Source organism: Pseudonocardia nematodicida, assembly GCF_040105385.1.
Lineage (GTDB): Bacteria > Actinomycetota > Actinomycetes > Mycobacteriales > Pseudonocardiaceae > Pseudonocardia > Pseudonocardia nematodicida.
On the sequence record NZ_JBEDNQ010000010.1, the window covers coordinates 149343 to 172969 of the forward strand.

Annotated in this window: 19 protein-coding genes and 1 pseudogene; 5 read left to right on the top strand and 15 right to left on the bottom strand. The window is 73.8% G+C overall.

Features of this window, described 5'->3' with window-relative positions; genetic code table 11:
- Positions 1-61: 61 nt before the first annotated feature.
- The gene (locus tag WIS52_RS22935; protein WP_349300408.1) at positions 62-1237 is read right to left on the bottom strand and encodes a helix-turn-helix domain-containing protein; all 1176 of its coding nucleotides are present in this window, start codon (positions 1235-1237) and stop codon (positions 62-64) included.
- A 134-nt stretch (positions 1238-1371) separates the two neighbouring features.
- Positions 1372-2658, bottom strand: a complete 1287-nt coding sequence (locus WIS52_RS22940; RefSeq protein WP_349300409.1) for a M20 family metallo-hydrolase — start codon at positions 2656-2658, stop codon at positions 1372-1374.
- Between the two features lie 293 nt (positions 2659-2951).
- On the opposite strand from WIS52_RS22940, the gene WIS52_RS22945 reads away from it, so the two are divergent.
- Positions 2952-4271, top strand: a complete 1320-nt coding sequence (locus WIS52_RS22945) for an MFS transporter (RefSeq protein WP_349300410.1) — start codon at positions 2952-2954, stop codon at positions 4269-4271.
- Positions 4272-4290: 19 nt separating this feature from the next.
- Positions 4291-5100, top strand: a complete 810-nt coding sequence (locus WIS52_RS22950) for a class II aldolase/adducin family protein (RefSeq protein WP_349300411.1) — start codon at positions 4291-4293, stop codon at positions 5098-5100.
- A gap of 85 nt (positions 5101-5185) precedes the next feature.
- Here the strand turns inward: WIS52_RS22950 and WIS52_RS22955 are convergent, their stop codons facing one another.
- On the bottom strand, positions 5186-5860 hold the full coding sequence (locus WIS52_RS22955) for a GntR family transcriptional regulator (protein ID WP_349300412.1): 675 nt from the start codon (positions 5858-5860) through the stop codon (positions 5186-5188).
- 244 nt (positions 5861-6104) lie between these two features.
- Here WIS52_RS22955 and WIS52_RS22960 point away from each other — a divergent pair, with 244 nt between their 5' ends.
- Positions 6105-7292: a CaiB/BaiF CoA transferase family protein gene (locus WIS52_RS22960; protein WP_349300413.1), complete on the top strand. Its 1188-nt coding sequence runs from the start codon at positions 6105-6107 to the stop codon at positions 7290-7292.
- Complete coding sequence (locus tag WIS52_RS22965) at positions 7292-8107, top strand: HpcH/HpaI aldolase/citrate lyase family protein (RefSeq protein ID WP_349300573.1); 816 nt, start codon at positions 7292-7294, stop codon at positions 8105-8107. Before WIS52_RS22960 ends, WIS52_RS22965 begins: the two co-directional genes overlap by 1 nt.
- Positions 8108-8197: 90 nt before the next feature.
- On the opposite strand, the gene WIS52_RS22970 is transcribed toward WIS52_RS22965, so the two are convergent.
- From WIS52_RS22970 to WIS52_RS23010, 9 genes and pseudogenes are all read right to left on the bottom strand, one after another.
- The gene (locus tag WIS52_RS22970; RefSeq protein WP_349300414.1) at positions 8198-9307 is read right to left on the bottom strand and encodes an ABC transporter ATP-binding protein; all 1110 of its coding nucleotides are present in this window, start codon (positions 9305-9307) and stop codon (positions 8198-8200) included.
- The gene (locus WIS52_RS22975) at positions 9300-11435 is read right to left on the bottom strand and encodes an SUMF1/EgtB/PvdO family nonheme iron enzyme (protein ID WP_349300415.1); all 2136 of its coding nucleotides are present in this window, start codon (positions 11433-11435) and stop codon (positions 9300-9302) included. The genes WIS52_RS22970 and WIS52_RS22975 overlap by 8 nt, the downstream gene beginning before the upstream one ends.
- A 49-nt stretch (positions 11436-11484) precedes the next feature.
- A pseudogene (locus WIS52_RS22980) lies at positions 11485-12348 on the bottom strand (ribokinase); the annotation flags it as partial.
- Entirely contained in the window at positions 12345-13775 is a 1431-nt protein-coding gene (locus WIS52_RS22985) for an ADP-ribosylglycohydrolase family protein (RefSeq protein ID WP_349300416.1), read from the bottom strand. The gene WIS52_RS22985 and the pseudogene WIS52_RS22980, both read right to left, overlap by 4 nt.
- Positions 13772-14950: an ADP-ribosylglycohydrolase family protein gene (locus WIS52_RS22990; protein ID WP_349300417.1), complete on the bottom strand. Its 1179-nt coding sequence runs from the start codon at positions 14948-14950 to the stop codon at positions 13772-13774. The genes WIS52_RS22985 and WIS52_RS22990 overlap by 4 nt, the downstream gene beginning before the upstream one ends.
- Positions 14951-15008: 58 nt before the next feature.
- Complete coding sequence (locus tag WIS52_RS22995) at positions 15009-16289, bottom strand: ABC transporter substrate-binding protein (protein WP_349300418.1); 1281 nt, start codon at positions 16287-16289, stop codon at positions 15009-15011.
- Positions 16286-17113 carry a carbohydrate ABC transporter permease gene (locus WIS52_RS23000; protein WP_349300574.1) on the bottom strand — a complete coding sequence of 276 codons (828 nt, stop codon included), beginning with the start codon at positions 17111-17113 and terminating at the stop codon, positions 16286-16288. The genes WIS52_RS22995 and WIS52_RS23000 overlap by 4 nt, the downstream gene beginning before the upstream one ends.
- A 5-nt stretch (positions 17114-17118) precedes the next feature.
- Positions 17119-18075 carry a carbohydrate ABC transporter permease gene (locus WIS52_RS23005; protein WP_349300419.1) on the bottom strand — a complete coding sequence of 319 codons (957 nt, stop codon included), beginning with the start codon at positions 18073-18075 and terminating at the stop codon, positions 17119-17121.
- Complete coding sequence (locus tag WIS52_RS23010; protein ID WP_349300420.1) at positions 18072-19244, bottom strand: LacI family DNA-binding transcriptional regulator; 1173 nt, start codon at positions 19242-19244, stop codon at positions 18072-18074. Before WIS52_RS23010 ends, WIS52_RS23005 begins: the two co-directional genes overlap by 4 nt.
- Positions 19245-19515: 271 nt before the next feature.
- On the opposite strand from WIS52_RS23010, the gene WIS52_RS23015 reads away from it, so the two are divergent.
- Positions 19516-19893 (top strand): PH domain-containing protein, encoded by a 378-nt coding sequence (locus WIS52_RS23015; RefSeq protein WP_349300421.1) that lies wholly within the window; start codon positions 19516-19518, stop codon positions 19891-19893.
- Positions 19894-20348: 455 nt separating this feature from the next.
- On the opposite strand, the gene WIS52_RS23020 is transcribed toward WIS52_RS23015, so the two are convergent.
- The 3 genes from WIS52_RS23020 to WIS52_RS23030 are packed head-to-tail and all read right to left on the bottom strand — an operon-like array spanning position 20349 to position 23147.
- Complete coding sequence (locus WIS52_RS23020; RefSeq protein ID WP_349300422.1) at positions 20349-21623, bottom strand: TRAP transporter large permease; 1275 nt, start codon at positions 21621-21623, stop codon at positions 20349-20351.
- Position 21624: 1 nt separating this feature from the next.
- Positions 21625-22155 (bottom strand): TRAP transporter small permease, encoded by a 531-nt coding sequence (locus WIS52_RS23025; protein WP_349300423.1) that lies wholly within the window; start codon positions 22153-22155, stop codon positions 21625-21627.
- Positions 22152-23147 carry a TRAP transporter substrate-binding protein gene (locus WIS52_RS23030; protein WP_349300424.1) on the bottom strand — a complete coding sequence of 332 codons (996 nt, stop codon included), beginning with the start codon at positions 23145-23147 and terminating at the stop codon, positions 22152-22154. Before WIS52_RS23030 ends, WIS52_RS23025 begins: the two co-directional genes overlap by 4 nt.
- Positions 23148-23627 lie beyond the last annotated feature (480 nt).

Sequence of the window (23627 nt, forward strand, 5' to 3'; positions counted from 1 at the left end):
CCGGCGGCGGCTCGGGCCGGTCCCGGCCGGCGGATCGGGGCCGGGCCGGGCCGACGCCGGGTCAGGGCCGGTCGCCGAGCGTGTCCAGCACGACGAGCGCGAGCGCCGCGTCCCGCGGGCGTGCCGGGTCGAGGCCGGTGAGCCGGGTGAACCGGCGCAACCGGTTCAGCACGGTGTTGCGGTGGCAGTAGAGCGCCGCCGCCACGCCCGACACGCTGCCGGAGTCCAGGAAGGCCAGCACCGTCCGGACGAGCAGCTCGCGCTCCTCCGGCGGTGCCGGGTCGAGCCGTTCCCGCAGCCGGGCGGGAAGGCCGCCGTGCTCGTCGAGCGCCCGCCGGGCCACCAGCGGCCACATCTCGAGCGGACCGGCCCGGACATGGCTCTCCGGCGGGAGCACCTGCGCCATCCGGTACGTCGAGGCGGCGACGACGGGCACGGCCCCGAGCCCGGTGACGTCCGGGGTCACGACGCAGCCGATCCCGGTGGTGAGCCGGTCGAGGAGACGGTCGCCGTCGGCGTCGTCCCGGCGCGCCGGCCAGAACGCGACGACACCGAACTCGACGTCCCGCAGGAACACCCGGGTGAGGCCGCCGTCGAGCCGGGCCGCGCGGCCGCGCAACGCCGCGGCGTGGTCGGCTAGCGCGACGCCGACGGTGAAGGTGTCGTCGGCGCCGACCCGCAGTCCGGCGGCGAGCCGGGCGATCTGGTGCGCGGGCAGTGGTCCGGGCGCGAACAGGAGGTCGAGGAGCTGGCGCTGCTCGTCGCGGTGCTGCTCGGCGAGCAGGGACTGCTCGGCCAGGAACGCGAAGTGCACCTGGCGGGCGTAGGCGTCGACGACCGCCCACAGCCGGTCGGCCTTGCGGGCGAGCACCGGGGTGTCCGCCTCGCCGGCCCGCTCCAGCAGCGCCGACCAGATCACCGGGAAGTCGAGCCGGACGGCGCGCACCAGCTGGTCGAGGTCGACGCCCTGCTGCGCCCGGCGGCGGCCGAGCCGGTCCGGGAGCTCCCCCAGATCGACCCGGCCGTCCGGGCGGGCGAGCTGGTCGAGCAGCAGGGTCAGTGACTCGCCGGCGGTCGCGCGGAGGTCGTCCTCGGACACCGGCTGGTCGTCGTAGTGGCCGCCGCCGGCGAGCCGGGCGAGGAACCGTTCGGTGAGCTCGGCGAGGTCGGCGCGGACCGCGCCGACCATGCGGGTCCACCGCCGGTCCTGGTCCTCGTCCTGGCCCGCCGCCGTCATGGGTGCAGCCTGCCAGGACGCCGGCCCGGGCCCCGGAGGGCGCCGCACGGGGTGTGACCGCGCCGCACCAGCCACGACCTGTGCGACGGTGCCGCAACCGGTGCGGCGCCGCGAACCCACCGCCGGGGGCCGTGTCACCGCACGGGATCTCCGGCGGCGAGCCGGTCCAGGACCGCCGTCAGGAGGTCGACACCCGCGCACACGTCGTCGTCCGCGGTGGACTCCCGCTCGTTGTGGCTGATCCCCTGCTCGCTGGGCACGAACAGCATGATCGTCGGGACGTGGGCGTTCAGGTTCACCGAGTCGTGCCCGGCGATGGTCAGCATCGTGCGGTGCGACAGGCCCAGGTCCTCGGCGCAGCGGCGGGCCAGCGCCACTCCCGCGGCGGGGAACGGCCGCACTCCCCACGCGTGCGAGCCGGACACGCCGACCTCGACCCGGGCGTGCTCGGAGATCGCCGGGATCCGCTCGTGCAGCAGGGTGTCGGCCCGCTCCAGCAGGTCCTCGTCCGGCGAGCGCAGGTCCAGGTTCATCCGGACCTCGCGGGCCACGGTGACCGGGCTGTTCGGCGCGACGGTCAGCCGGGAGACCGAGGTGTGCAGCGGTGAGTCCGCAGTGGACAAACGCTCGGTGAGCTCCCGGGCCAGCACCACGAGCTCGGACGCGCCGAGCAGCGCGTCACGGCGGTCGGCCATGACGGTGGACCCGGTGTGCGACTGCTCGCCGGTGACCGTCAGGTCGTACTTGCGCGCCGCCCAGGTCGCCTCGACCAGGCCGACGGTCCTGCCGGCGTCCTCCAGCTCACGGCCCTGCTCGATATGGATCTCGGCGTAGCCGGCGACGTCGTCGAGGGTGAGCACGTCGTCGTCGCCGAGCTGGCCGAGTTCGGCGAGCCGGTCCCCCAGCCGTACCCCGGCCCCGTCCCGGGTGTCCAGCGCCGCTTCCCGGTCGAGTCCACCGGCGAACACGGCACTGCCCATCATCGACGGCTCGAAACGCGACCCCTCCTCGTTGAGCCAGTTGACGACGGCCAGGTTGGCCCCCGTCCCGCGGCGGCGCGCGAGGCGGTCGGCCGCGTGCGCCGCGGCCAGCACGCCGTAGGCGCCGTCGAACCGGCCGGCGAACGGCTGACTGTCCAGATGCGACCCCACCAGCACCCACGGCGCGCCCGGCGTCCGCTCCAGGAGGCCGAACTGGTTGCCGACCCGGTCGTAGGCGACGGCGAAGCCACGGTCGGCGAGCCACCGGCCGAACCAGGCGCGCTGGGCGGCGTCGGCGTCGGTCGCGGTCTCCCGGTGCACCCCGCCGCGGTCCGTCACCCCGAACGCCGACAGGGCGGCGAAGTCGGTCAGGAACGCGACATCGGATCCGGCGGTCCGGCCGGGCCCGCTCGTGGAGCCGACCTCGGTCGCCTCGGTCATGGAGTTGCTCCTTCCGCCGCTGTTGGGGACCGCCGGAGCGGTCCCCGACCATCGGAGCACGGGCCGCTCCCGCTCGCCCCGGGCCGATGTCTCCGATTCGCCGCGCCCTCGTGTGCAGACGCACAGCGTCGCCGTCGACAGCCCGTTACGGCGAGGTTTCGTTGTGCATTCGCACAGCACATCGCGAGAAGTCGCGGCAATCGACCGTTCCGGTCCGCACCGGACACGACGATGCTGGACGGATCATCCGTCCGGCAGCGCCGCGGACCGCACGAGCGACCCGGGAGGCGGGCATGACCGAACCGGCAGGACCGGCGACCCCGACGGTGACCGACAAGGACGCGCGCAAGGTCGCGTTCGGCGCGTTCGTCGGCACCGCGCTGGAGTGGTACGACTTCTTCCTGTTCGGCACCGCGGCGTCGCTGGTGTTCAACCGGCTGTACTTCGCGACCGACGACGCCGTCGTCGCCACCCTCGCCGCCTTCGCCTCGTTCGCGGTCGGCTTCGCCGCGCGCCCGCTCGGCGCGGTGGTGTTCGGTCACCTCGGCGACCGGATCGGGCGCAAGCGGTGCCTGATCATCACCGTGACGATGATCGGGATCGTCACCGGTCTCATCGGACTGTTGCCCGACTTCGCCGCGATCGGCGTGGCGGCGCCGGTGCTGCTGACGTTGCTGCGCCTGTTGCAGGGCGTCGCCGTCGGCGGCGAGTGGGGCGGCGCGGTGACCCTCGCCGTCGAGCACGCCCCGCCGGAGCGGCGTGGCCGCTACGCCGCGATGCCGCAGATCGGTTCGCCGGTCGGGACGCTGCTGTCGTCGGGTGCGTTCCTGGCCGTCTCGATGCTGCCGCCGGAGAGCTTCGACTCGTGGGGCTGGCGGCTGCCGTTCCTCGCCGCGTTCCCGCTGCTCGCCGTGGCGGTCTGGCTGCGCCGGCGGGTCGAGGAGTCGCCGCTGTTCGAGAAGCTGCTCGAGGAGGACGAGCGCGCCTCCTCCCCCGTGCGCGACGTCGTCGCCCGCGCCTGGCCCCAGCTGCTGGTCGGGGCCGGATCGGCGCTGCTCGGCGTGGGTGGCTTCTACCTGATCACCACGTTCGCGATCAGCTACGGCACCACCACGCTCGGTCTGCCCCGCTCGCTGCTGCTCACCGCGACGCTCGTCGCGGCGGCCGTCGAGATCGGGGTACTGATCGCGGGCGGCCGGCTGGCCGAACGCTTCGGCGCGGCGGCCGTCACCGTCGGTGGTGGGATCGCCTCGGCGCTGGTGGCGTTCCCCGCGTTCTGGCTGATCGACACCCGGTCGGCGGCCGCGGTGATCGTCGGCATCACCGTCGCCACCGCGCTGCTGTCGATCCCCTACGCGGTGTCCGGGGCCCTGCTCACCGAGCTCTTCCCGCCCCGGCTGCGCTACAGCGGGCTCGCACTCTCGGCCAACCTGGCCGGCGTCGTGAGCGGGTTCGTGCCGCTGGCCGCGACCGCGTTGCTCGCCGCGGGAGGTGGGACGTCGACCCTGCCGGCGCTGCTGCTGGTCGGGATCTCGCTGGTCACCATGGTGAGCGGCCTGGTGGCACCGCGGTTCTTCGTCTCCCGTGACAAGGTCGTCTCGGCACCCGCATGACCGACACGAGGAGGCGGCCGTGAGCCTCGACGCCCCGACCGACACCCGATCCCCCGCGCCCGGCCCCGGCTCTGGCGCCGGTCCCGGCGGCGAGGAGCGCCGGCTGCGCGAGGAGCTCGCCGCCGTCTACCGGCTCGTCGCGCACTTCCGCATGACGGACCTGATCTTCACGCACATCTCGCAGCGGCTGCCTGGCGGCGACACGTTCCTGATCAACCCGTACGGGCTGCTGTTCTCCGAGATCACCGCGTCGTCGCTGGTTGTCGTCGGGCACGACGGCGAACCGGTCGTCCCGACGCCGTACCGGGTCAACCCCGCCGGGTTCGTGATCCACAGTGCGATCCACGAGAGCCGGCCGGACGCGCACGCCGTACTGCACACCCACACCCGGGCCGGGTGCGCGGTCGCCGCGCAGCGCGACGGGCTGCTGCCGGTGAACCAGTTCTCGATGGAGTTCCACGACCGGATCGGCTACCACGACTACGAGGGCGTCGCCCTCAACGACGCCGAGAAGTCCCGGCTGGTCGCCGACCTCGGCCCGCACCACGCGCTGGTCCTGCGCAACCACGGGCTGCTCACCGTCGGCGACACCGCGGGGAAGGCGTTCCTGCGGATGTACTACCTGGAGCGGGCGTGCGAGGTGCAGATCGCCGCCCAGTCCACCGGGGCGCCGCTGCAGCTCCCGCCACCGGACGTCGTGGAGCACGCCGCCCGCCAGCTCACCGGCGGGACGACGGGCGACGACCACGACATGAGCGACAGCGACGACCTCGCCTGGGTCGCGATGCTGCGCCTCGCCGAGCGGATCGCCCCCGACTTCCGCGACTGACGCCCTCGCCCAGCCCGCTGCCGCACCCCGATGCCCGCGGCACCGGCCGATCGGCGCGGGCGTGGTTGGTCCGCGCTTCCGGCCGTCAGGACCCGGCGGCGCTCTCGCTGCGGTAGCGGCCGGCGAAGCGGACGTGCGAGACCATGAGCTGCTCCGCCGCCTCGCTGTCGCCGGCCTCGATCGCCGCGAGCATCCGCTCGTGCACCGCGAGGTGGTCGCGGGCCTGCTCCGGGCTGAGCCAGAAGGACGCGGCCGCCGGCACCGGGAAGCTGTTGCGGACCGCGCGGGCGTGCGCGCCGAGGAACGACGGGCCGCCGATGTCGGTGATCGCCAGGTGCAGCTCCCGGCTCAGCTCACCGAGCAGCTCGTAGCGGCCCGCGGCCGCCTCCTCCAGCATCCGGGAGTGGATGCCGCGCAGCATCGCCTTCTGCGCGTCGGTGATCCGCTCCGCGGCCAGCCGGGCGCCGAGGCCCTCGACGGCGGCGCGCACCTCGTAGTACTCGAGCAACGCGCTCGGCGACAGGTCGACGACCGTGGCCCCGTGGTGCTGCTCGTAGCGGATCAGCCGGTCGTTCTCCAGCCGGCGCAGCGCCTCGCGGACCGGGGTGATCGACACCCCGAGACGCTCGGCGATCTCGGTGGCACGCAGGGGCGTCCCGCCCGGGATGCGGGCGTTGCGCAGGTCGTCGAGCAGGCTCAGGTAGACGTAGTCGGCCTTGCTGCGCGGAGGCCCCGGGCGATCGGCCGGCGTCGCGCGCATGAGCCGCCTCCTGCCGGGTGTGGGCGCCCCGTGGTCGACGGCGCGATGACGACCAGACGGTACCGGCCCGCCCGTCCGCGACGGCTCGCCGACACATCGACCGGCGGCGAGCCGACCTGCCGGACTGGTCGACGGCGGTCCTGTCGCCCCGGCCCGGCTCGTCGGCACGGCGCCGGGTTGGACCCGGCGCGACGCTCCACCGCCCGGTTTCACGTTCATGACTTATGTCTTATAACTTATCACCATGACCCCGCTGTCCTCGCTCCGCGTCGTCGACGCGGCCACCCTGTTCGCCGGCCCGTCCGCGGCGGCGATGCTGGGCGACTTCGGCGCCGACGTCGTCAAGATCGAGCACCCCACCCGCGACGACCCCGCCCGCGGCCACGGCCCGTCGGTCGACGGGGTCGGGCTCTGGTGGAAGTCGCTGGCCCGTAACAAGCGCACCGCCGCCGTCGACCTGTCCACTCCGGACGGACAGCGGATCCTGCGCGATCTGGTGGCGGAGAGCGACGTGCTCGTCGAGAACTTCCGGCCGGGCACCCTGGAACGCTGGAACCTCGGCCCCGACGTGCTGCAGGAGATCAACCCCGGACTGATCGTGGCCCGGATGACCGGGTTCGGCCAGTTCGGGCCGATGGCGAGCCGTCCGGGGTTCGGCACCCTGGCCGAGGCGATGACCGGCTTCGCCTCCTCCACCGGCGAGCCGGACGGTCCCCCCGTGCTGCCCCCACTGGCACTCGCCGACGGCGTCGCCGGGATCACCATGGCCTACGCGATCATGGTCGCGGCGCACTCCCGCGCCGAGACCGGTCGCGGCCAGGTCATCGACATGGCGATCATCGAGCCGCTGCTCGGCCTGCTCGGCCCGCAGGTCACCGCGTATCAGGCCCTCGGGGTGCTCCCGCAGCGCACCGGCAACCGGACCAGCAACAACGCACCGCGCAACACCTACCGCACCCGCGACGGCCGCTGGGTCGCCGTCTCCACCAGCGCCCAGTCCGTCGCCGAACGCGTGATGCGGCTGGTCGGGCGCCCGGACGTCGTCGACGAGCCGTGGTTCGCCACCGGCCAGGGCCGCGTGGCGCACGTCGAGGAGCTGGACTCCGCCGTCGCGGACTGGGTCGCCGCCCGCGACGCCGACGAGGTCGTCGCCGAGTTCGAGCGGGCGCAGGCGGCGATCGCGCTGGTCTACGACGCCTCGGACATCGTGAAGGACCCGCAGTACGCCGCGCTGGGCACCTTCGTCCCGCTGCCCGACGAGGAGCTGGGCGAGGTCACCGTGCAGAACGTGGCGTTCCGGCTGTCCGAGACCCCCGGCGAGGTCCGCTGGGCGGGCCCGGCGAAGGGCCGGCACACCGACGAGATCCTCGCCGGGCTCGGCTACGACGCCGACCGGATCGAGGGGCTGCGCACGGCCGGGGTGATCGCGTGATGCAGCCGCTGACCTGGCTCTACGTGCCCGGCGACCGCCCGGAGCGGTTCGCCAAGGCCGCGGCGAGCGGGGCCGACGTCGTGCTCGTCGATCTGGAGGACGCCGTCGCGCCTGCTGACAAGGACCGGGCCCGGGACGCCGTCGCCGAGTACCTGGCCGGGCCCCTCGACGGTCCCCCGGTGCACGTCCGGGTCAACGCCGGCGACCGCCTCGCGGCCGACGTCCACGCGCTGGCCGGGCTGCCCGGTCTGGCCGGTCTGCGGCTGCCGAAGGTCGAGTCCACCGACGAGCTGGACGCCCTCGTACCGCTGCTGCCCGACGGACTGCGGCTCTGGCCGCTCCTCGAGTCCGCCCGTGGACTGTCCGAGATGGACCGGATCGCCGCGCACCCGCGGGTCGGCGGGATCGGGCTCGGTGAGCAGGACCTGATCTCGGCGCTCGGGATCACCAGCGTCCCGGCGCTGGACCACCTGCGGCTGCGTGCCGTGCTCGCCGCAGCGACCGCGGGCCTGCCGGCCCCGCCGATGTCGGTCCACCCCGACGTCCGCGACGACGACGGCCTCCGCGACACCACCCGGCACGGCCGCGGGCTGGGCATGTTCGGCCGCTCGGTGATCCACCCGCGGCAGATCCCGGTGGTGCGCGAGGCGTTCGCGCCGACCGCGGCGGAGCGGGACCGGGCACGGGCCATCGTCGACGCCGCCGGTGCGACGACGTCCGGCGCGATCGCGCTGGACGACGGCACCTTCGTCGACGCCCCGATCGTCGAGCGCGCCCTCCGGGTCCTCGACCTGGACGCCCGCCTCGCCGGCTGACCCGCGTGCGCGGCGGCGAGGGGTACGTGAGAGCTGCCACCTCAAGATCGAGCAGCTCTCCGGTACCCCTCGCCCGGGAGTGATCAGCTGTCAGTCCTCGTCGAGGCGGTCGCCGGTCCCGGGGTGGAACGTGTGCACGGTCCCGCCCTCGGCGACCCCGACGTGCACCGTCTCGCCCAGCCGGGGCGGCAGGTGCGCCGCGGTGCGCACGACGATCCGGTGATCGATCTCCCCGGTTCGCACCGAGCCGTGCACGAACGCGTCCGCGCCCAGCTCCTCGACCAGCTCGACGGTCAGCTCCGCCCCCTCGCCCGGCCCGGTCAGGCACAGCGCCTCGGGGCGCACGCCGAGGGTGACCTCGCCGGAGCCGGTTCCGGTGCCGGAGCCGGCTGCGGACCGGACCGACCGCGGCAGCGGGACGGTCAGCCCGCCGAGCCGGGCGCCGTCGTCGGACAGCGGGACGGTCGCCAGGTTCATCCCGGGCGACCCGATGAACCCGGCGACGAAGGCGTTGCGCGGCCGGTCGTAGAGGGCGCGCGGGGTGTCGCACTGCTGCAGCACCCCGCCGCGCAGGACCGCGACCCGGTGCCCCAGCGTCATCGCCTCGACCTGGTCGTGGGTGACGTAGACGGTCGTCGTCGCCAGCCGCTGCTGCAGCGCGGCGATGTTGGCGCGGGTCTCCACCCGCAGCTTGGCGTCCAGGTTGGACAGCGGCTCGTCCATGAGGAACGCGGCGGGCTCGCGGACGATCGCCCGGCCCATCGCGACCCGCTGCCGCTGCCCGCCGGAGAGCGCCTTCGGCTTGCGCTCCAGGTACGGGGTGAGGTCGAGCATGTCCGCCGCCTGGCGGACCCGGGTCGCGATGTCCGCCTTCGACAGCCGCTGCAGGGTCAGCGCGAAGCCCATGTTCTCGGCGACGGTCATGTGCGGGTACAGCGCGTACGACTGGAAGATCATCGCGATGTCCCGGTCCTTGGCCTGCACCCCGGTGACGTCGCGCCCACCGATGTGGATCGCGCCCTCGTCGGCGTCCTCCAGTCCGGCCAGCATCCGCAGCGCGGTCGACTTCCCCGAGCCGGACGGGCCGACCAGGACGAGGAACTCGCCGTCGGCGATCTCCAGGTCCAGGGCGTCCACGGCGCGGACCGGCGGGGTGCCGGAGTAGAGCCGGGAGGCCTTGCGGAAACTGACGTCAGCCATGGTCGTCGCCCTTCGTCATCGGAGTGCGGTCGGTCGGGGAAGGAGAGGCCGAGGCGGGACGCAGGTCCCAGGCGCAGCGGAACCCGACGGTGGATCCGCGGGCCAGGCCGAGGCCGGGGAGCAGGAACTTCACCGCGTACTCGGGTGAACGGCGGCCGGACTCGATGTACCAGTCCGAGCCCTCGGCGCGGAAGTCGCTGCCGCCCTTGAGCATCACGAACCGGGTGCGGCCGTCGGAGTGCTCGGACCCGGTCCAGTTCCAGACGGCCGGTTCGCCGCGGCCGGAGCCGCCGGTCGAGCCGGCCAGCTGCCACTCGTCCTCGGTCGGCAGGCGCCCGCCCCGCCAGGCGCAGTAGGCGCGGGCGTCGTCGAGGTCGACGAACGTCACCGGCGCATCGGAGTCCGCCGGGGCGGGACGGCCGCCGGTCCAGTGGGTCAGGAACCGGTGCGGCTGGGCGGGCGCATAGCCGGTCGCGTCGAGGAACTCCGCGAACTCGGCGTTGGTCACCTCGGTCGCACCGACCGCGACGGGGCCCGGGAGCTCGCCGGTGCGCTGCAGGGTGCGGGCGTCGTGCAGGCGGGGCGGCAGCGGCTTCCACTCGTCGACGTACGGGGCGCCCTGGTACATCCCGGTCTCCCGGGCGCGGTGCCGGACGGTGAGCACGTACGGCCCGGCCGGGACGACGACGGCGTCGGGATCGGGTCCGGGCCGCCCTGCGGCCGCGGAGGCGGACGACGCGGAGCTGGGGAGCCTGGGCAGGGGCGGGCCGGAGAGGGCCGACGGCGTCGGGCCTGCCGGGTCGAGGCGCACCGCGAGCCGGTGCGGGAACCGGGCGTCCGGATCGTGCGGCATCCCCGGCAGCGTCGCCAGCAGCTCCGGCAGCCACCCGGGCTCCGGGGCCCCGGGCGCCACGTGCAGCAGCGCCGCGATCCCCCGCCCCGGAACCGTGACCGGATCACCGGCGACGCCGCCCGCGAACAGGTCGTACAGCGTTCCCGCGGCCGGGCGCCCGGACAGTACCGGTCCGATGTGGTCGTCGTCGCCGCGGTTGACAACCGTCCACAGTGTCACGCCACCGGCCGCCCAGCGGGAGGCGTACACGCCGCCGTCCTCCGCGGTCGCGTCGAGCTCGTCGAGCGGGGTCCACTCCCCCGCCTGCAGCAGCTCGGCGGCGGCGCGCTGCACGGTCGTCATCCGGCGCACGGTCGCGGCGTCGCGGGCCGACCAGCCCACCCAGACGCCGAACACCACCTCCCACACCATCACCCCGACGCCGTTCAGCCACGCGGACTGCAGCTCGCCGGAGTGGTCGCGGTGCCAGCGGCGGATGTGGTGCTGCATGTGCCGGCGCTCGTACCAGTGCGCGCGCAGCACTCCGGGCACGTGCGAGTCGGCGAAGAACTGCGCCCAGGACGACGAGTGGTCCTCGATCCGCTCGGTCGCCAGCTTCGACTCGCCCTCCAGCACCAGGCCCGGGCGCGCGGCCTCGAGCCGCTCGACGAGCTCGGGCTCGGCCTTCTTGAGGGTGTCGAGGAAGACGCCGTCCGCGTCGAGCTCGGCGACCAGCGACGCCAGCTCGGTGACGTCGTCGGCGCCGCGGCGGGTGCCGGTGTCCCACGGGTTGTAGTCGACGAACACCCGCACGCCCTCGGCGTGCAGCGTCGCGACCAGGTCCGCCAGTCCGGGGACGTCGCGGTAGAAGTCCCACTGGTTGCGCTCGTCGATCCCGATCACCGGGTAGGCGTGCCACAGCACGACCGCGTCGAGGCCGCCGAACCGGGCGCGGGCGTCGTCGAGCAGGCGGTGCGGGGTGAACCGGTGCTCGGCGAACGAGTACAGCAGCTCGTCCCACAGCCACACCTGCGCGACGGTGTGGCAGCTCGCGGCCCAGGCCGCCCCGGGGCGGTCGTAGGCGGCGCCGGAGTAACCGTGCCGGGCGCGCGCGTCGTCGCGCCACTGCGCGAGCCGGGCCCGCCAGGCCGGCCGGTCGGCCGGCGACGCCGGGGCGGCGAAGATCTTCGCCTCGTCGAGGGCGACCGACTGCTCGGCGGTCAGCTCGCCGTCCAGCGGGACGTCGGCCGGTCCGTCGATCGGGCGCGGGACGAGCGGGTCGAAGGCGTAGGTCATCGCGTCTCCGGGGGACGGTGGCCGCGGCGTGCGCGGCGACGGCGGCGGCGGCGGCGGTCGGCACAGCGGTCTGCGCGCCGGGTGCGGTGACGGCGAGCGTCCCGGCCGACAGCGCGGGCCGGGCGGCGTCGGCGAGGGATTCCCCGCGGGCCAGCGCGGCGGCGAGCACCCCGCAGAACGTGTCCCCCGCCCCGGTGGTGTCGACGACCTCGACCCGGGCGGCCGCGAGCTCCACCGGCCCGCGCCCCCGCTCGGCGACCAGGCAGCCGCGCGCCCCGAGGGTGACGACCACGGCGCCCACCCGCTCCAGCAGCGCGGTCACCGCGGCCCCGGTCTCCGCCCGCCCGGACAGCTCGGCGGCCTCGTGCTCGTTGACCACCAGCACGTCGATCTCGTCCCACAGCGCGTCGGGCAGCTCGCGGGCCGGGGCCGCGTTGAGCACCGCGACCGCACCGGTCCGTCGGGCCGCGAACGCCTCGCGCACCGCGTCGAGCGGGATCTCCAGCTGGGCGAGCACGACGTCGGCACCGGACAGGCACCCGGCCTGCTCCGGTCCGATCCGGACGTCGTCGTTCGCCTCCGGGGCGACCACGATGGAGTTCTCGCCGTCCGGGGTGACGGTGATGATCGCCGTCCCGCTGACCGGGCAGGAACGGTCGACGAGATCGGTACCGACCCCGGCCGTGCGCAGCGAGGCGAGCAGGATCCCGCCCGGTTCGTCGTCGCCGACGGCCCCGAGGAACGTGGTGTCCGCACCCCCGGCGACGGCGGCGGCGACGGCCTGGTTCGCGCCCTTGCCGCCCGGGCTGCGCCGCAGCCCGCCGCCGAGGATCGTCTCGCCGGCACCCGGCCTGCGCGGCACGTCGACGACGAGGTCGAGGTTGGCCGACCCGACGACCACGACCCCGCTCACGCGCGCGCTCCGTCCACGCGGGCGGCCACCCGGTCGGCGACGCCGGCGGCCCCGTCCACGAGGTGCACCGTCCGGTCCACGAAGGACGCCGTCCGCGCCGCGAGGTCGTCGATCCGCCGGTCCCCGCCGGGCAGCGAGGACGCGATCGTGCCGCGCAACGGCCCGGTCCACTGTGCACCGATGCCGTCCACCCCGCGCAGCGCGCCCACGACGCCGCCGACGGTGGCGCCCGCGGAGTCGGTGTCCCAGCCGGCGGTCACCGCGATCGAGACGCTCGGCCCGAACTCACCCCGGCCCGCGGCCAGCGCGTAGGCGATGACCGCGGCGTTGTTGAGCACGTGCACCCAGTGCAGGTCGCCGTAGGCGGCGTGCAGCCGGTCCAGCCCGGCCCGCACGGCGGCCTCGCCGGTGCCGGGGTGCTCGGCGGCGACGGTGCGGCCGAGCGCGATCGCGGCGGCGAGCCGGCTGTGCGGGGGGACCACGGTGCCCGCCGCGTCGAGCACGTCGTCGACGGTGTCGCAGACCATCGCCGCCGACGCCAGCCCGGCCGCCCACATCGCGCCGTAGATCCCGTTGCGGGTGTGGCTCAGCCGGGCGTCGGTCCAGGCGAGCCGGGCCGCGGCCCGCGGACAGCCCGGGGTGACCCAGCCGAACACGTCGGTGCGGATCAGCGCGCCGATCCACTCCCGGAACGGGTTGTGGTGCGTCGCGGTCTCCGGGACCGGCCGCGCGTCGAGGATGTTGCGGTACGCGGCGCGCTCGGCGGTGAACACCCGCCCGGCGGGCAGGTCGTCGAGCCAGAGCTGCGCGACGTCGTCGGTGCTGAACCCGCGGCCGTGCCGGTCGAGCAGGGCGAGGGCGAGGATCGGGTAGTTGAGGTCGTCGTCCTCGGGCATCCCGTCGATGTTCTCCGCCAGCGACGTCGGCGCCGACCGGCGGTTCCAGGGCCACCGGCGCGCGACGTCGTCGGGCAGGCCCTCGGCGGTGAACCAGCGGTCCAGCGGCCAGCGGCCGGTGGCGCGCAGGATCTCCTCGATCCCCTCCCGCGGGATCTTCTCGACCGGCTTGCCGAGCAGGCACCCGGCGGCCCGGCCGGTCCACGCGCCGCGGAAGCGGTCGTGCCCGGCCGGCGGGACGCGGCGCAGCTCCGGGGCCGGCGGGAGGGTCGCGACGATCGCGCCCCAGCCGTCCGGCTCGGCCGCGTCGAGCGGCGTGGGCAGCGCGTCGAGCTCGTCGAGCAGCTCGCGGGCCAGCGCGCGGACCGCCGGCGACGCCGGCCGGGGACCGGCCCCGGCGGCGGCCGGGACGGGGTCGCCACCGGCGGCGACCCAGCGCTCCCGCACGTCGGAGACGCACGAGCCCTCGGCGGCGGACTGCACGAGCTCGTGTGCGACCAGGTCCTCGGGCCGGGCCCAGGTCAACCTCACGCCGACCACCTGCTGGGCGCCGGGACCGACAGCGCGTCGACGACGTCGAGCCGGGCCCGTGCCCGCTCCCGGTCGGCACGCAGGATGTCCGCCGCCGCCGACGCCATCAGCTCTCCGGTCTCGCGCAGGTCCATCCGGCTGGCCTCGCCGACGGTGTCGACCCACTCCCGCGGGACGGCGGCGGCCCCGCCGACCCCGGCGCAGAGTGCGGCGGCCATCGTCGCGATCGAGTCGGCGTCCCGGCCGTAGTTGACGGCGGCGAGCACGGCGCCACGGAAGTCACCGCGGTGGGCCAGGAACAGCCCGATCGCCACGGGCAGTTCCTCGATCGACTTGGTCCGCGAGGGCCTGCGGGCGTCCATCGACATGTTGCGGTACTCGGGCCCGACGCTGTCGTACGGTGCGACCGCCCGCCGCACCCGGCGGATGAGCTCGCGCTGCGCGTCGTCGGTCGCCGGAACGTCCATCCCGGACACCTCGGCGACGACGGCGCGGATCGCCTCCGCGGTCCCGTCGTGCGCGACGTCCAGCGCGGCCGCGACGACGTCGTCCACGGTGGATCGCGGTGCGACCGCGGCGGCGACGGCGGCGGCGAACACCCCGGCCGCCTCGCGGCCGTAGCTCGACTGGTGCGCGCCGGTGAGGTCGATCGCCTCGGCGTAGGCGCCGCACGGGTCGCCAGCGTTCGCGATCCCGACCGGCGCGACGTACATCGCCGCCCCGCAGTTGACGACGTTGCCGACGCCGGCCTCCCGCGGGTCCACGTGTCCGTAGTGCAGCCGGGCGACGATCCACTTCTCGGCCAGGAACACCCGCTGCAGCAGCAGCGCGGTCGACTCCAGCTCGGGCACCCAGCGCGGCTCCCCGATCATCAGCGGGACCAGGTCCTCGGCGACCGCGTAGGCGTCGAGGTGGGTGCGCCGCTTGGCGTAGACCTCGACCAGCGCGCGGGTCATGAGGGTGTCGTCGGTGATGTGCCCGTCGCCCTTGTGGTACGGCGCGATCGGCCGGGCGTCCCGCCAGTTCTCGAACCACGGGCCGACGACGCCGGTCACCAGGCCGCCGTGGCGCTCCTCGATCTGCGCGGGCGTCCAGCCCTCGGTGGCGCCGCCCAGCGCGTCGCCGACCGCGGCGCCGGTGATCACCGCGAGCGCGCGGTCCTCCAACCAGGTCACGGGATCCGTCTCCTCCGTAGTGCTGCGGTCCGGGTTACTGCCGTCCGGGGTGCTGCGGTCAGTACGCCGCGATGTCGTTCCAGCCGAGCTCGAGCTCGCGGGCGAGCTCGTCGGCATCGGTCTGTCCGGCGAGGAATCGCTGGTAGGCGGGGGTGGCAACCGTTTCCTTCCATTGCTGGTAGCGGTCGGCGAACAGGAACGGGGCCGCGGTGAGGTGCCGGCCGCCGGCCAGGACGACGTCCCAGCCGTCGCGGGAGCCGAGGCGTCCCGCCAGTTCGTCGCGGGCGGAGACGGTGGCCGGGATCAGGCCGTCGGCCTCGTTCAGCGCGGCCAGGTTCCCGGTGCGGGTGAAGAACTCGAGGAACTCCGCGGCCTCGGCCACGTGCGGCGAGTCCTTCGCGATCGAGAGCGTCTGCGGGTTGGCCGCCTGCGCCGCACCGGCCGGGCCGGCGAGCGGGGGCAGCACGACCCAGTCGAGGTCCTCCGGGGCGTCGGCGGCGATGTTCGCGGTCTGGAACGAGCCCTGGACCGTCATCGCGACCTGGCCCTCGTAGAACGGGGCCAGCGCCTTGCTGCCGGACTGGGTCAGCGACACCGGAAGGATCGATCCGTCCTGATAGGTCATGTCCGCGACCAGCTCGGGCAGCGCCGTCTCCGCCGCGCCGACGGTGATCTGCGGGCTCGCCGGGTCGGGGCCGCCGAAGAAGAGCCCCCCGAAGCCCGGGGACAGCGACATGAACGCGGCCGTCGGATCCTTGAGGCCCCAGGCCAGGCCGTACCGGTCGTCGCCGGTGGTGGCCTTCGCGATCGCGCGCAGCTCGTCCCAGCTCGTCGTCGGACCGGTGGGGATCTCGACGCCCGCCTCCCGCAGCATCGTGCGGTTCGCATAGACCACATAGGACTGCATCGCGGTCGGGTAGGCGACCACCTCGCCGTCGACGGTGACCGAGTCGAGGACGCCCGCGGGGATGTCCGCGCGTCGCTCCTCGGACAGGTACGGCGTGAGGTCGGCGAGGTAACCGTCCGCGGCGAAGGGCAGGATCCCGCTCGCCTCGTAGTGCACGACGTCCGGCGCGGCGAGCGCGTTGAACTGGGTGATGAGCTTGTCGTGCACGCCGTCCCAGCCGGCCTGGACGACCTCCACCTGCACGTCCGGGTGGGTGCGGTTCCACTCGGCGACGATCCGGTCCGAGGTCTCGATGGCCGCGGGCTGGTCGGACAGCGACTGGAAGCGCAGGACGACCCGGCCGTCGTCGTCCCCGGTCGTGGCTCCGCAGGACGCCAGCAGCAGGACGGCCAGCACGAGGACGGCTGCTCGGAGGTTCCGCACGGCGCTCATCCCTTCACCGCCCCGGCCATCAGGCCGCTGGTCAGCTTCCGTCGCATGAGGGTGAAGAAGACGATGCTCGGGATCGCCGCGAGCACCGCGCCGGCCGCGAGCGGGCCGAGCGCGACCTTGCCCTCGCCGCCGACGAACATCTTCAGCGTGATCGGCAGGGTGTAGTTCTCCGGCGACTGCAGCAGCACCAGCGCGAAGAAGAACTCGTTCCAGGAGGACACGAAGCTGAACATCGCCGTCGCCGCGACGCCCGGCGCCAGCAGCGGCAGCACGATCCGGCGCAGCACGACGAGCCGGTTGCCGCCGTCCATCGCGCCGGCCTCCTCGAGGTCGATCGGGACGGCGGCGACGTAGCCCTGCAGCAGCCACAGCGCGAACGGCAGCATGTACGTCGTGTGCACCAGGGTCAGGCCGAACAGGCTGTCGGTGAGCCCGATCGTCCTCAAGACCAGGAACAGCGGCAGGATCACCAACACGACCGGGAAGACCTGACTGACCAGGATCCAGCCGACGCCGGCGGCGCGCAGCCGCCCGCGCATCCGGGCCAGCACGTAGGCGGCGGGCAGCGCGATCAGCAGCACCAGCGCGGTCGAGGCGAGCGCGACCGTCAGGCTGTTCCACGCCGAGGAGATCAGGCCCTGCCGCTCCAGGGCCTGGGCGTAGTTGTCCCAGTGCCACTCCTGCGGCAGCAGGCTCACGTTCAGCGAGTTCAGCTCGGCCGACGACTTCACCGACGCCGAGATCAGCCAGAGCAGCGGGAACCCCAGGAACAGCAGGTAGGCCGCCAGGGCGAGGTACTGGGCCGGTCGGGCGAGGACACGCATCGGGCTCACCGGTTCCCCTCGGCGTCGTCGCGGAACTGGGCCCGCAGGTAGAGGGCGAGGATCACCACGATCACCAGGACGAGCACGACGCCCATCGCCGCGGCGTAGCCGACGTTGCGGTTGCGGAACGCCTCCAGGTAGACGAACAGCACCGGGACGAGCGTCCGGCCGCCGGGGCCGCCGCCGGTGAGCACGTAGATCAGCGCGAACGAGTTGAAGTTCCAGATGAAGTTCAGCGAGGTGATCGAGGCGACGACCGGGCGCAGCCTGGGCCAGGTCACCGCCCGGAACCGGCGCCAGGCACCGGCGCCGTCGACCGACGCGGCCTCGTGCAGGTCGGCCGGGATCTGCTGCAGCCCGGCGAGCAGCGCCACCGTGGTCTGCGGCATGCCGACCCAGACGCCGACCAGGATCACCGCGGGCAGCGCGGTGGCGAAGCTGCCGAGCCAGTTGGTGTCGTCGGGCAGGCCGAGGGTGCCGAGCAGCGCGTTGAGCGGGCCGCCGTTCGGCGAGTAGATCATCTCCCACATGATCGCCACGACGACCGGGGGCATCGCCCACGGAACCAGGGCGAGCACCCGGGTCAATCCCTGGCAGCGGAGCCCGGAGTTCAGCAGCAGCGCCAGCCCCATCCCGGCGGCGAGCTGCAGCGTGGTCACCCCGAACGTCCACACCAGACCGATCCGGAACGACTCCCAGAACAGCGAGTTCCCGGCGAGCCGGACGAAGTTGTCGACGCCGACGAAGCCGTACTCCGGGTCCCGGATCAGCCGGGCGTCGGTGAAGGCCAGCCCGACGGCGATCGCCAGCGGCGCGACGCTGAGCACCAGGATCGGCAGCAGCGAGGGCATCACCAGCGCGGCCGCCTCGCGGCGGCGGGCGCGGTCGGTGCCGCGGCGGGGTCTCCGCCCGCCGGCGTCCGGGACGGGCGGCGGCCGCTCGGCGACCTCGGACGCGGTCATCGGGCGCCTCCGCCCGTGGAGTCGCCGCGGCTCGCGGGCGTGTCCGGGCGTGCCGGGGCCGGGCCGCTCCGGTCGCCGGCTGGCCCGGGCCCGCCGGATACGGGGGCGTCGGGGGCCGCGGCCTCGCCGGGCGCAAGGAAGTAGGGGTCGGCGGCGGCCGGGTCGGTGGACTCCCGCACCGCCAGGGAGGAACCGACGGTGACCTGGCGGGCCGGGTGCTCCGGGTCCTCGGCGACCTCGAGCATCAGCCGGGCCGCGGCCCGCCCGCGCTCGGCCGCGCCGAGCGAGACGCTGGTCAGGCTGGGCTGGAACACCCGGCCGATCTCGGTGTCGTCGATCCCGGTCACCGCGACGTCGCCGGGGACCGAGAGCCCCAGCTCACGCACCGCGCGGATCGCGCCGATGGCCAGCAGGTCGTTCGCCGCAGCGATCGCGTCCAGCCGCTCGGTCCGGTGCCGGGCGAGGAGCCGCCGGGCCGCGACGACCCCCGCGGTCACGGTGAAGTCGTCGGCGACCTCGGCGTCGGTCGCGCCCCCGAGGTCGTCGGCGAGCTCGGCGGCCGCGGCGTCGAATCCGCGCTGCCGGACCGCGCCGGGAGTGGTGTCGAGCGGGCCGTTGAGGAACCCGATCCGCCGCCGTCCGAGGTCGTGCAGGTGCCGCACCGCCGCGCCGATGCCGGTCGCCGAGTCGGTGGAGACCGAGCTGACGCCGGCCTCGGCCATCGAGCGGCCGATCACCACGACGGGTACCGGCGCCTCGCGGATCGCCTCGACCAGCCGGTCGTCGGTCCTCAAGGGACTGACGATCAGACCGTCGACGAACCCGCCGTTCATGCTGCGGACGAGGTCGATCGTCGACGTCGACGAGTCACCGGTGGTCATGACCAGCGTCCGGTAGCCCTCCGGGTCGAGCACCTCGTGGATCGCCCGCATCATCTCGACGTAGACCGGGTTGCCGATGTCGGCGACGGCGAACGCGATCTGGAAGGTCCTCCCCATCCGCAGCGAGCGCCCGATGGCGTCCGCGCGGTAGCCGAGCTCGGCGGCCGCGGCGCGGACGCGCTCGACCATCTCCGGACTGGCCCCCGAGCCGTGCAGGGCCCGGGACGTCGACGCCAGCGACGCACCGGCCCGTTCGGCCACCTGCGTCAGCGTCGTGCGTGACGACATCGTTGTCTCACCTCGCAGCGGGCAGGCGGGCGATGCCTGCACTGGAAACGTTTCCGGCTTGTCGACGCGGAAACGTTTCCACCATCCTGGAAACGTTTCCGTCGACTCGGGGCGCAACGTACCCATCCGGCGCTCCAGGTGTCAAACCCCCTCGTCCACGCCGGCGATCGCGCGCACCCGCGGCGATCCCCACCTCCTGAAGAGGCCTGCGAGGTCGCGCGCCGGCGCTCCGGCCCCGGTCCGCCGCAGCTTCCGGATCTAGGGTCGGCCCATGGGATTCCTCGACGGTGTCATGGGCAACGCCTCTCGCATCGACCCGAACGCAGCCGCCCAGGAGTTCGGCCGGCTGCTGGCCCAGGGCGAGCGGGTACACGCGGCCTACCAGCTGATCCGGGACTCGTTCCTGTTCACCGACCGCCGGCTGATCATGGTCGACAAGCAGGGCATGACGGGCCGCAAGGTCGAGTACCACTCGATCCCCTACCGCAGCATCACGCACTTCTCGGTCGAGACGGCCGGCACCTTCGACCTCGACGCGGAACTGAAGATCTGGCTGTCCGGGTCGCCCGCGCCGATCCAGAAGCAGTTCGGCAAGGGCGTCGACGTCTACGAGGTACAGGCGCTGCTGAGCAATTTCGTGGCGCGCTGAGGGGCCGCCGCGGCGGTCTTCGCCCACGAGGATCGCGGAGGACGCGAGCTGCGGCGACGCCGGCGACCCGTCGTTCGCACCGGTGCTCGCCGGTTCCGCCGCATCGACGAGCCGCCGGATGCCGACCGCCGACGAGCTGGTCGAGCGCTCCACCGCGACCTCCGGGCGAGCTGCAGGACCGGGCGCTCCACCGGGGCCTCGCCTACCTCACGATCGCGTTGATCGCCGACGGCATCCACGCGCGCCGCGTCCGCGGGGACACCCGCGGCAACGGCTTCGCGAACGTCGGTGAGGCGACCGCACCGCTCGCTGCGCCCTCCGCGGCGGGTGCGGCGGCAGGTCACAGGTCGCGGCAGCTCCCGAACGGGTGCGACGACGCTGCCCGCCGTCCCGGCCCGCGCGAACTCCAGCCCTCCGGGGCCGGGATCACCGCGCGGGGCCGGGATCCAGGGCGCTCATCGGCTCAACAGCCCGAGGCTCAGTGCCGGGACGAAGGCGACCAGCACGCAGACGCCGATGAGCAGTGCGAAGCCGGGGAGGACCGCGACGAACAGCTTCTCGTTGGCCACACCGGCCGTCTTCGCCGCGACGAAGATGTTCGGCCCCAGGGGCGGTGAGACGAAGCCGAGCGCCAGGAACATCACCAGCAGGATCCCGATCTGCACCGGGTCCATATCGGTCTCGCCCAGCAGGATGATCAGGATGGGAGCGGTGATGGTGATCGCCGCGATGGTCTCCATGAAGGTGCCGAGGAGCAGCAGGAAGACCATCACGATGCAGATGACGACGACCGGGTCGGTCGAGATCGCGCCCACCAGGTTCAGGACCTGACCGGGTGCCTCGGCGACGGCGAGGAACAGGGCGAACGGAGCCGCCGCGGCGACGATGAGCATGATGGCGCTGCAGATCGTCGCGGCGGAGACCATCGCCCGGAACAGCCCGGAGAGGTCGAGCTCGCGGTAGATCAGCGTCGAGAAGACGCCTGCGTAGACGACCGCGACCACCGCGGCCTCGGTGGGGGTGAACACACCGCCGTAGATGCCACCGAGGATCAGCACGGGCAGGAACAGCGCGCCCTTCGCCTGGTTCAGCGACCTGAGGCGAGCGGAGAGCGGCGCCTTCTCGGTGCCCTGGATGCCGCGACGCCGGGCGTGGGTGACCGCCCACACGATCAGCGCCCCGCTCATCAGGAGTCCCGGGATGATGCCGGCGAGGAACAGGTCGCCGATGCTGGTCCCCGTCGTCACGCCGTAGATCACCAGCGGGATCGACGGCGGGATGATCACGCCCATGGTGCCCGCGGCCGCGATGAGCGCGCCGGAGAACGTCCGGGAGTAGCCGCGCTTCACCATCTGCGGGATCATCATCCCGCCGACCGCGGCCACCGTGCCCGGCCCCGAACCCGAGATGGCCGAGAAGAACAGCGCGGTGAGCACGGCCGCCACGCCGAAGCCTCCCCGCACGTGGCCGACCCATGCGGTCGCCACGTTGAACAGGCGCCTGGAGATCCCGCCCTTGCCCATGATCATCCCGGCCAGGATGAAGAACGGCACGGCCAGGATGGGGAAGGAGTCGTTGGCGATCGTGAAGCTGTGCACGAGCATGCCGAGCCCGACCCCGTGGTCGAAGAACACGGCGAACGCCAGTGCGGCCAGGACCAGCGAGTAGGCGATCGGGATGCCGGCCAGGATCGCGGCCAGCAGGACGATCAGCAGCAGCGCGATGTCCACCTCAGATCCCCTTCTCGTGAGTGGTGCCGCTCGGCTCGGTCGTCCACAGGCGGACGCTCGACTGGATCAGGCGCGCGCTGGCGATGAGGAGCCCCAGCGGCACCGCGACGTAGACCAGCCACATGGGGATCTCGGTGGCCGGGGCGAACTGCCCAAGGTCCTGGACCGTCCAGACCAGCCGCGTCGCGGCCACCATCAGCGCGGCGTTGACGGCGAACAGGATCACGTACGTGACCTGGCCGGCGACGCGCCTGCCGCGGAGGCTCAGCTTGTCCAGCAGCGCCTCGACGGCGATGTGCTCGCCGCGCAGCGTCACCGCGCCGAGACCGATGAAGATCATCCAGATGAAGAGGTAGCGCGCGATCTCCTCGCTCCACACCAGCGACTGGCCGAAGACGAAGCGAGCGACCACCTGGCTGAAGAGGATCAGCAGCATCGCCCCGAGGACCGATCCGATGACCCACTCCTCGATGCTGAGCCGGCCCCGGACCTCCTCCTCGCGGATCTCGGCCGCTTCCGTCTCGGTCGTCATGCGTGCTCCCTCACCACGTCGTGGAGCTCGTCGATGAGCTCCTGTCCCACCACGCCGCGCAGGTACGCCTCGGCGCCCTCCTGCATCGGCTCCGCGAACTCGGCGCGCTGCTCCGGGGGCAGCTCGACGACCTCGCTCCCGGACTCGGAGATGGTGCGCGTGGCCTGCTCGTCGGCACCCTTCGACTGGTCCCTGCAGAACTGCCGGGCGTCGATCTCGGAGCTGACGACCACGTCCTGCAGGTCCTCGGGCAGGCTCTCGAAGAAGTCGGTGTTGATGTAGAACGGCTGTGGCCCGTAGATGTGCTGGGTGAGCAGCACGTACTGCTGCACCTCGTAGAACCTCGCCGTCTCGATGTTCGGCAGCGGGTTCTCCTGGGCGTCGATCGTGCCCTGCTGCAGCCCGACGTAGACCTCGCCGAACGCCATCGGGGTCGGGTTCGCCCCGACGCTGCGCCAGGCCCTGATGTGCACCGGGTTCTCCAGGACCCGCACCGAGAGCCCCCGTAGGTCGGCGGGGCTCTCGACCTTCGTCGTCCTGGTCGTCAGGTGCCGGAAGCCGTTGTCCCAGTAGCCCAGCCCCAGCATGTTGAACTCCCGGGTGCCGGCGAGGATCCGCTGGCCGAACGGGCTGTCCACCGTCGCGTACGCGTGCTCCAGGGAGTCGAAGAGGAACGGCACGTCCCAGATCGACATCCGCGGGACGAAGGCGGCGACGGCCGAGGACGGGCTGAAGCCGAGCTGCAGGTAGCGCAGCTGCACCGACTCGATCGTCTCGCGGTCACCGCCGAAGATGCCGTCCGGGTAGAAGCGGACCGCGATCCTGCCCGAGGACCGCTCCTCGACCAGGTCCTTGAAGTGGTTGAACGACGCCACGTGGAAGTGGTCGTTCTGGGAGGGGTGCCCCACCGTGATCGTGTACTCCGACTGCCCGGCGAGCGGGGCGGCGGAGGAGCACGCGGTCAACCCGCCGACGGCAGCGATGGCCCCCATACCCCGGAGGAAGGACCGCCGGTTCAATGGCGGGACTCTGCGGGATCCGCTCATGGTGTCTCCGTAGGTGTGCTGAAAAGGTTCTCGAGGGCGCCGATCGGCCGGTGCCGGCGAGGAGACCGATGGTCGAGGCGTGCACGGCCGGCCCCGGTCCGGGCGGAGCCGGTGGGTCCGCCCGGGGTCGCGGACACCGCTCGCGCCCACCCTCGGCACGTCCCGGCCGTGGACGAGGTCCGGGCCGTGCAGGGACCGGACGGCGACGACCGGCTCGGCGGCGTTCCGCGGACGGCCGGGCCGTGTCTCCGGCGGGTCCCGGAGGCGCGGACCGGGAGCCGCACGGCGCGCCGGCCGGGGCAGCCGGCGCCCGTGGCCCCGGTCCCGGCATGCTGCGCGCGTGCCGTCCGCGGTCCGGGCCCGCGACCACCGACGGGCCGACGACCACGGCGCCGGAGGGTGCCGAGCGGTCCGCTACCGGCACCC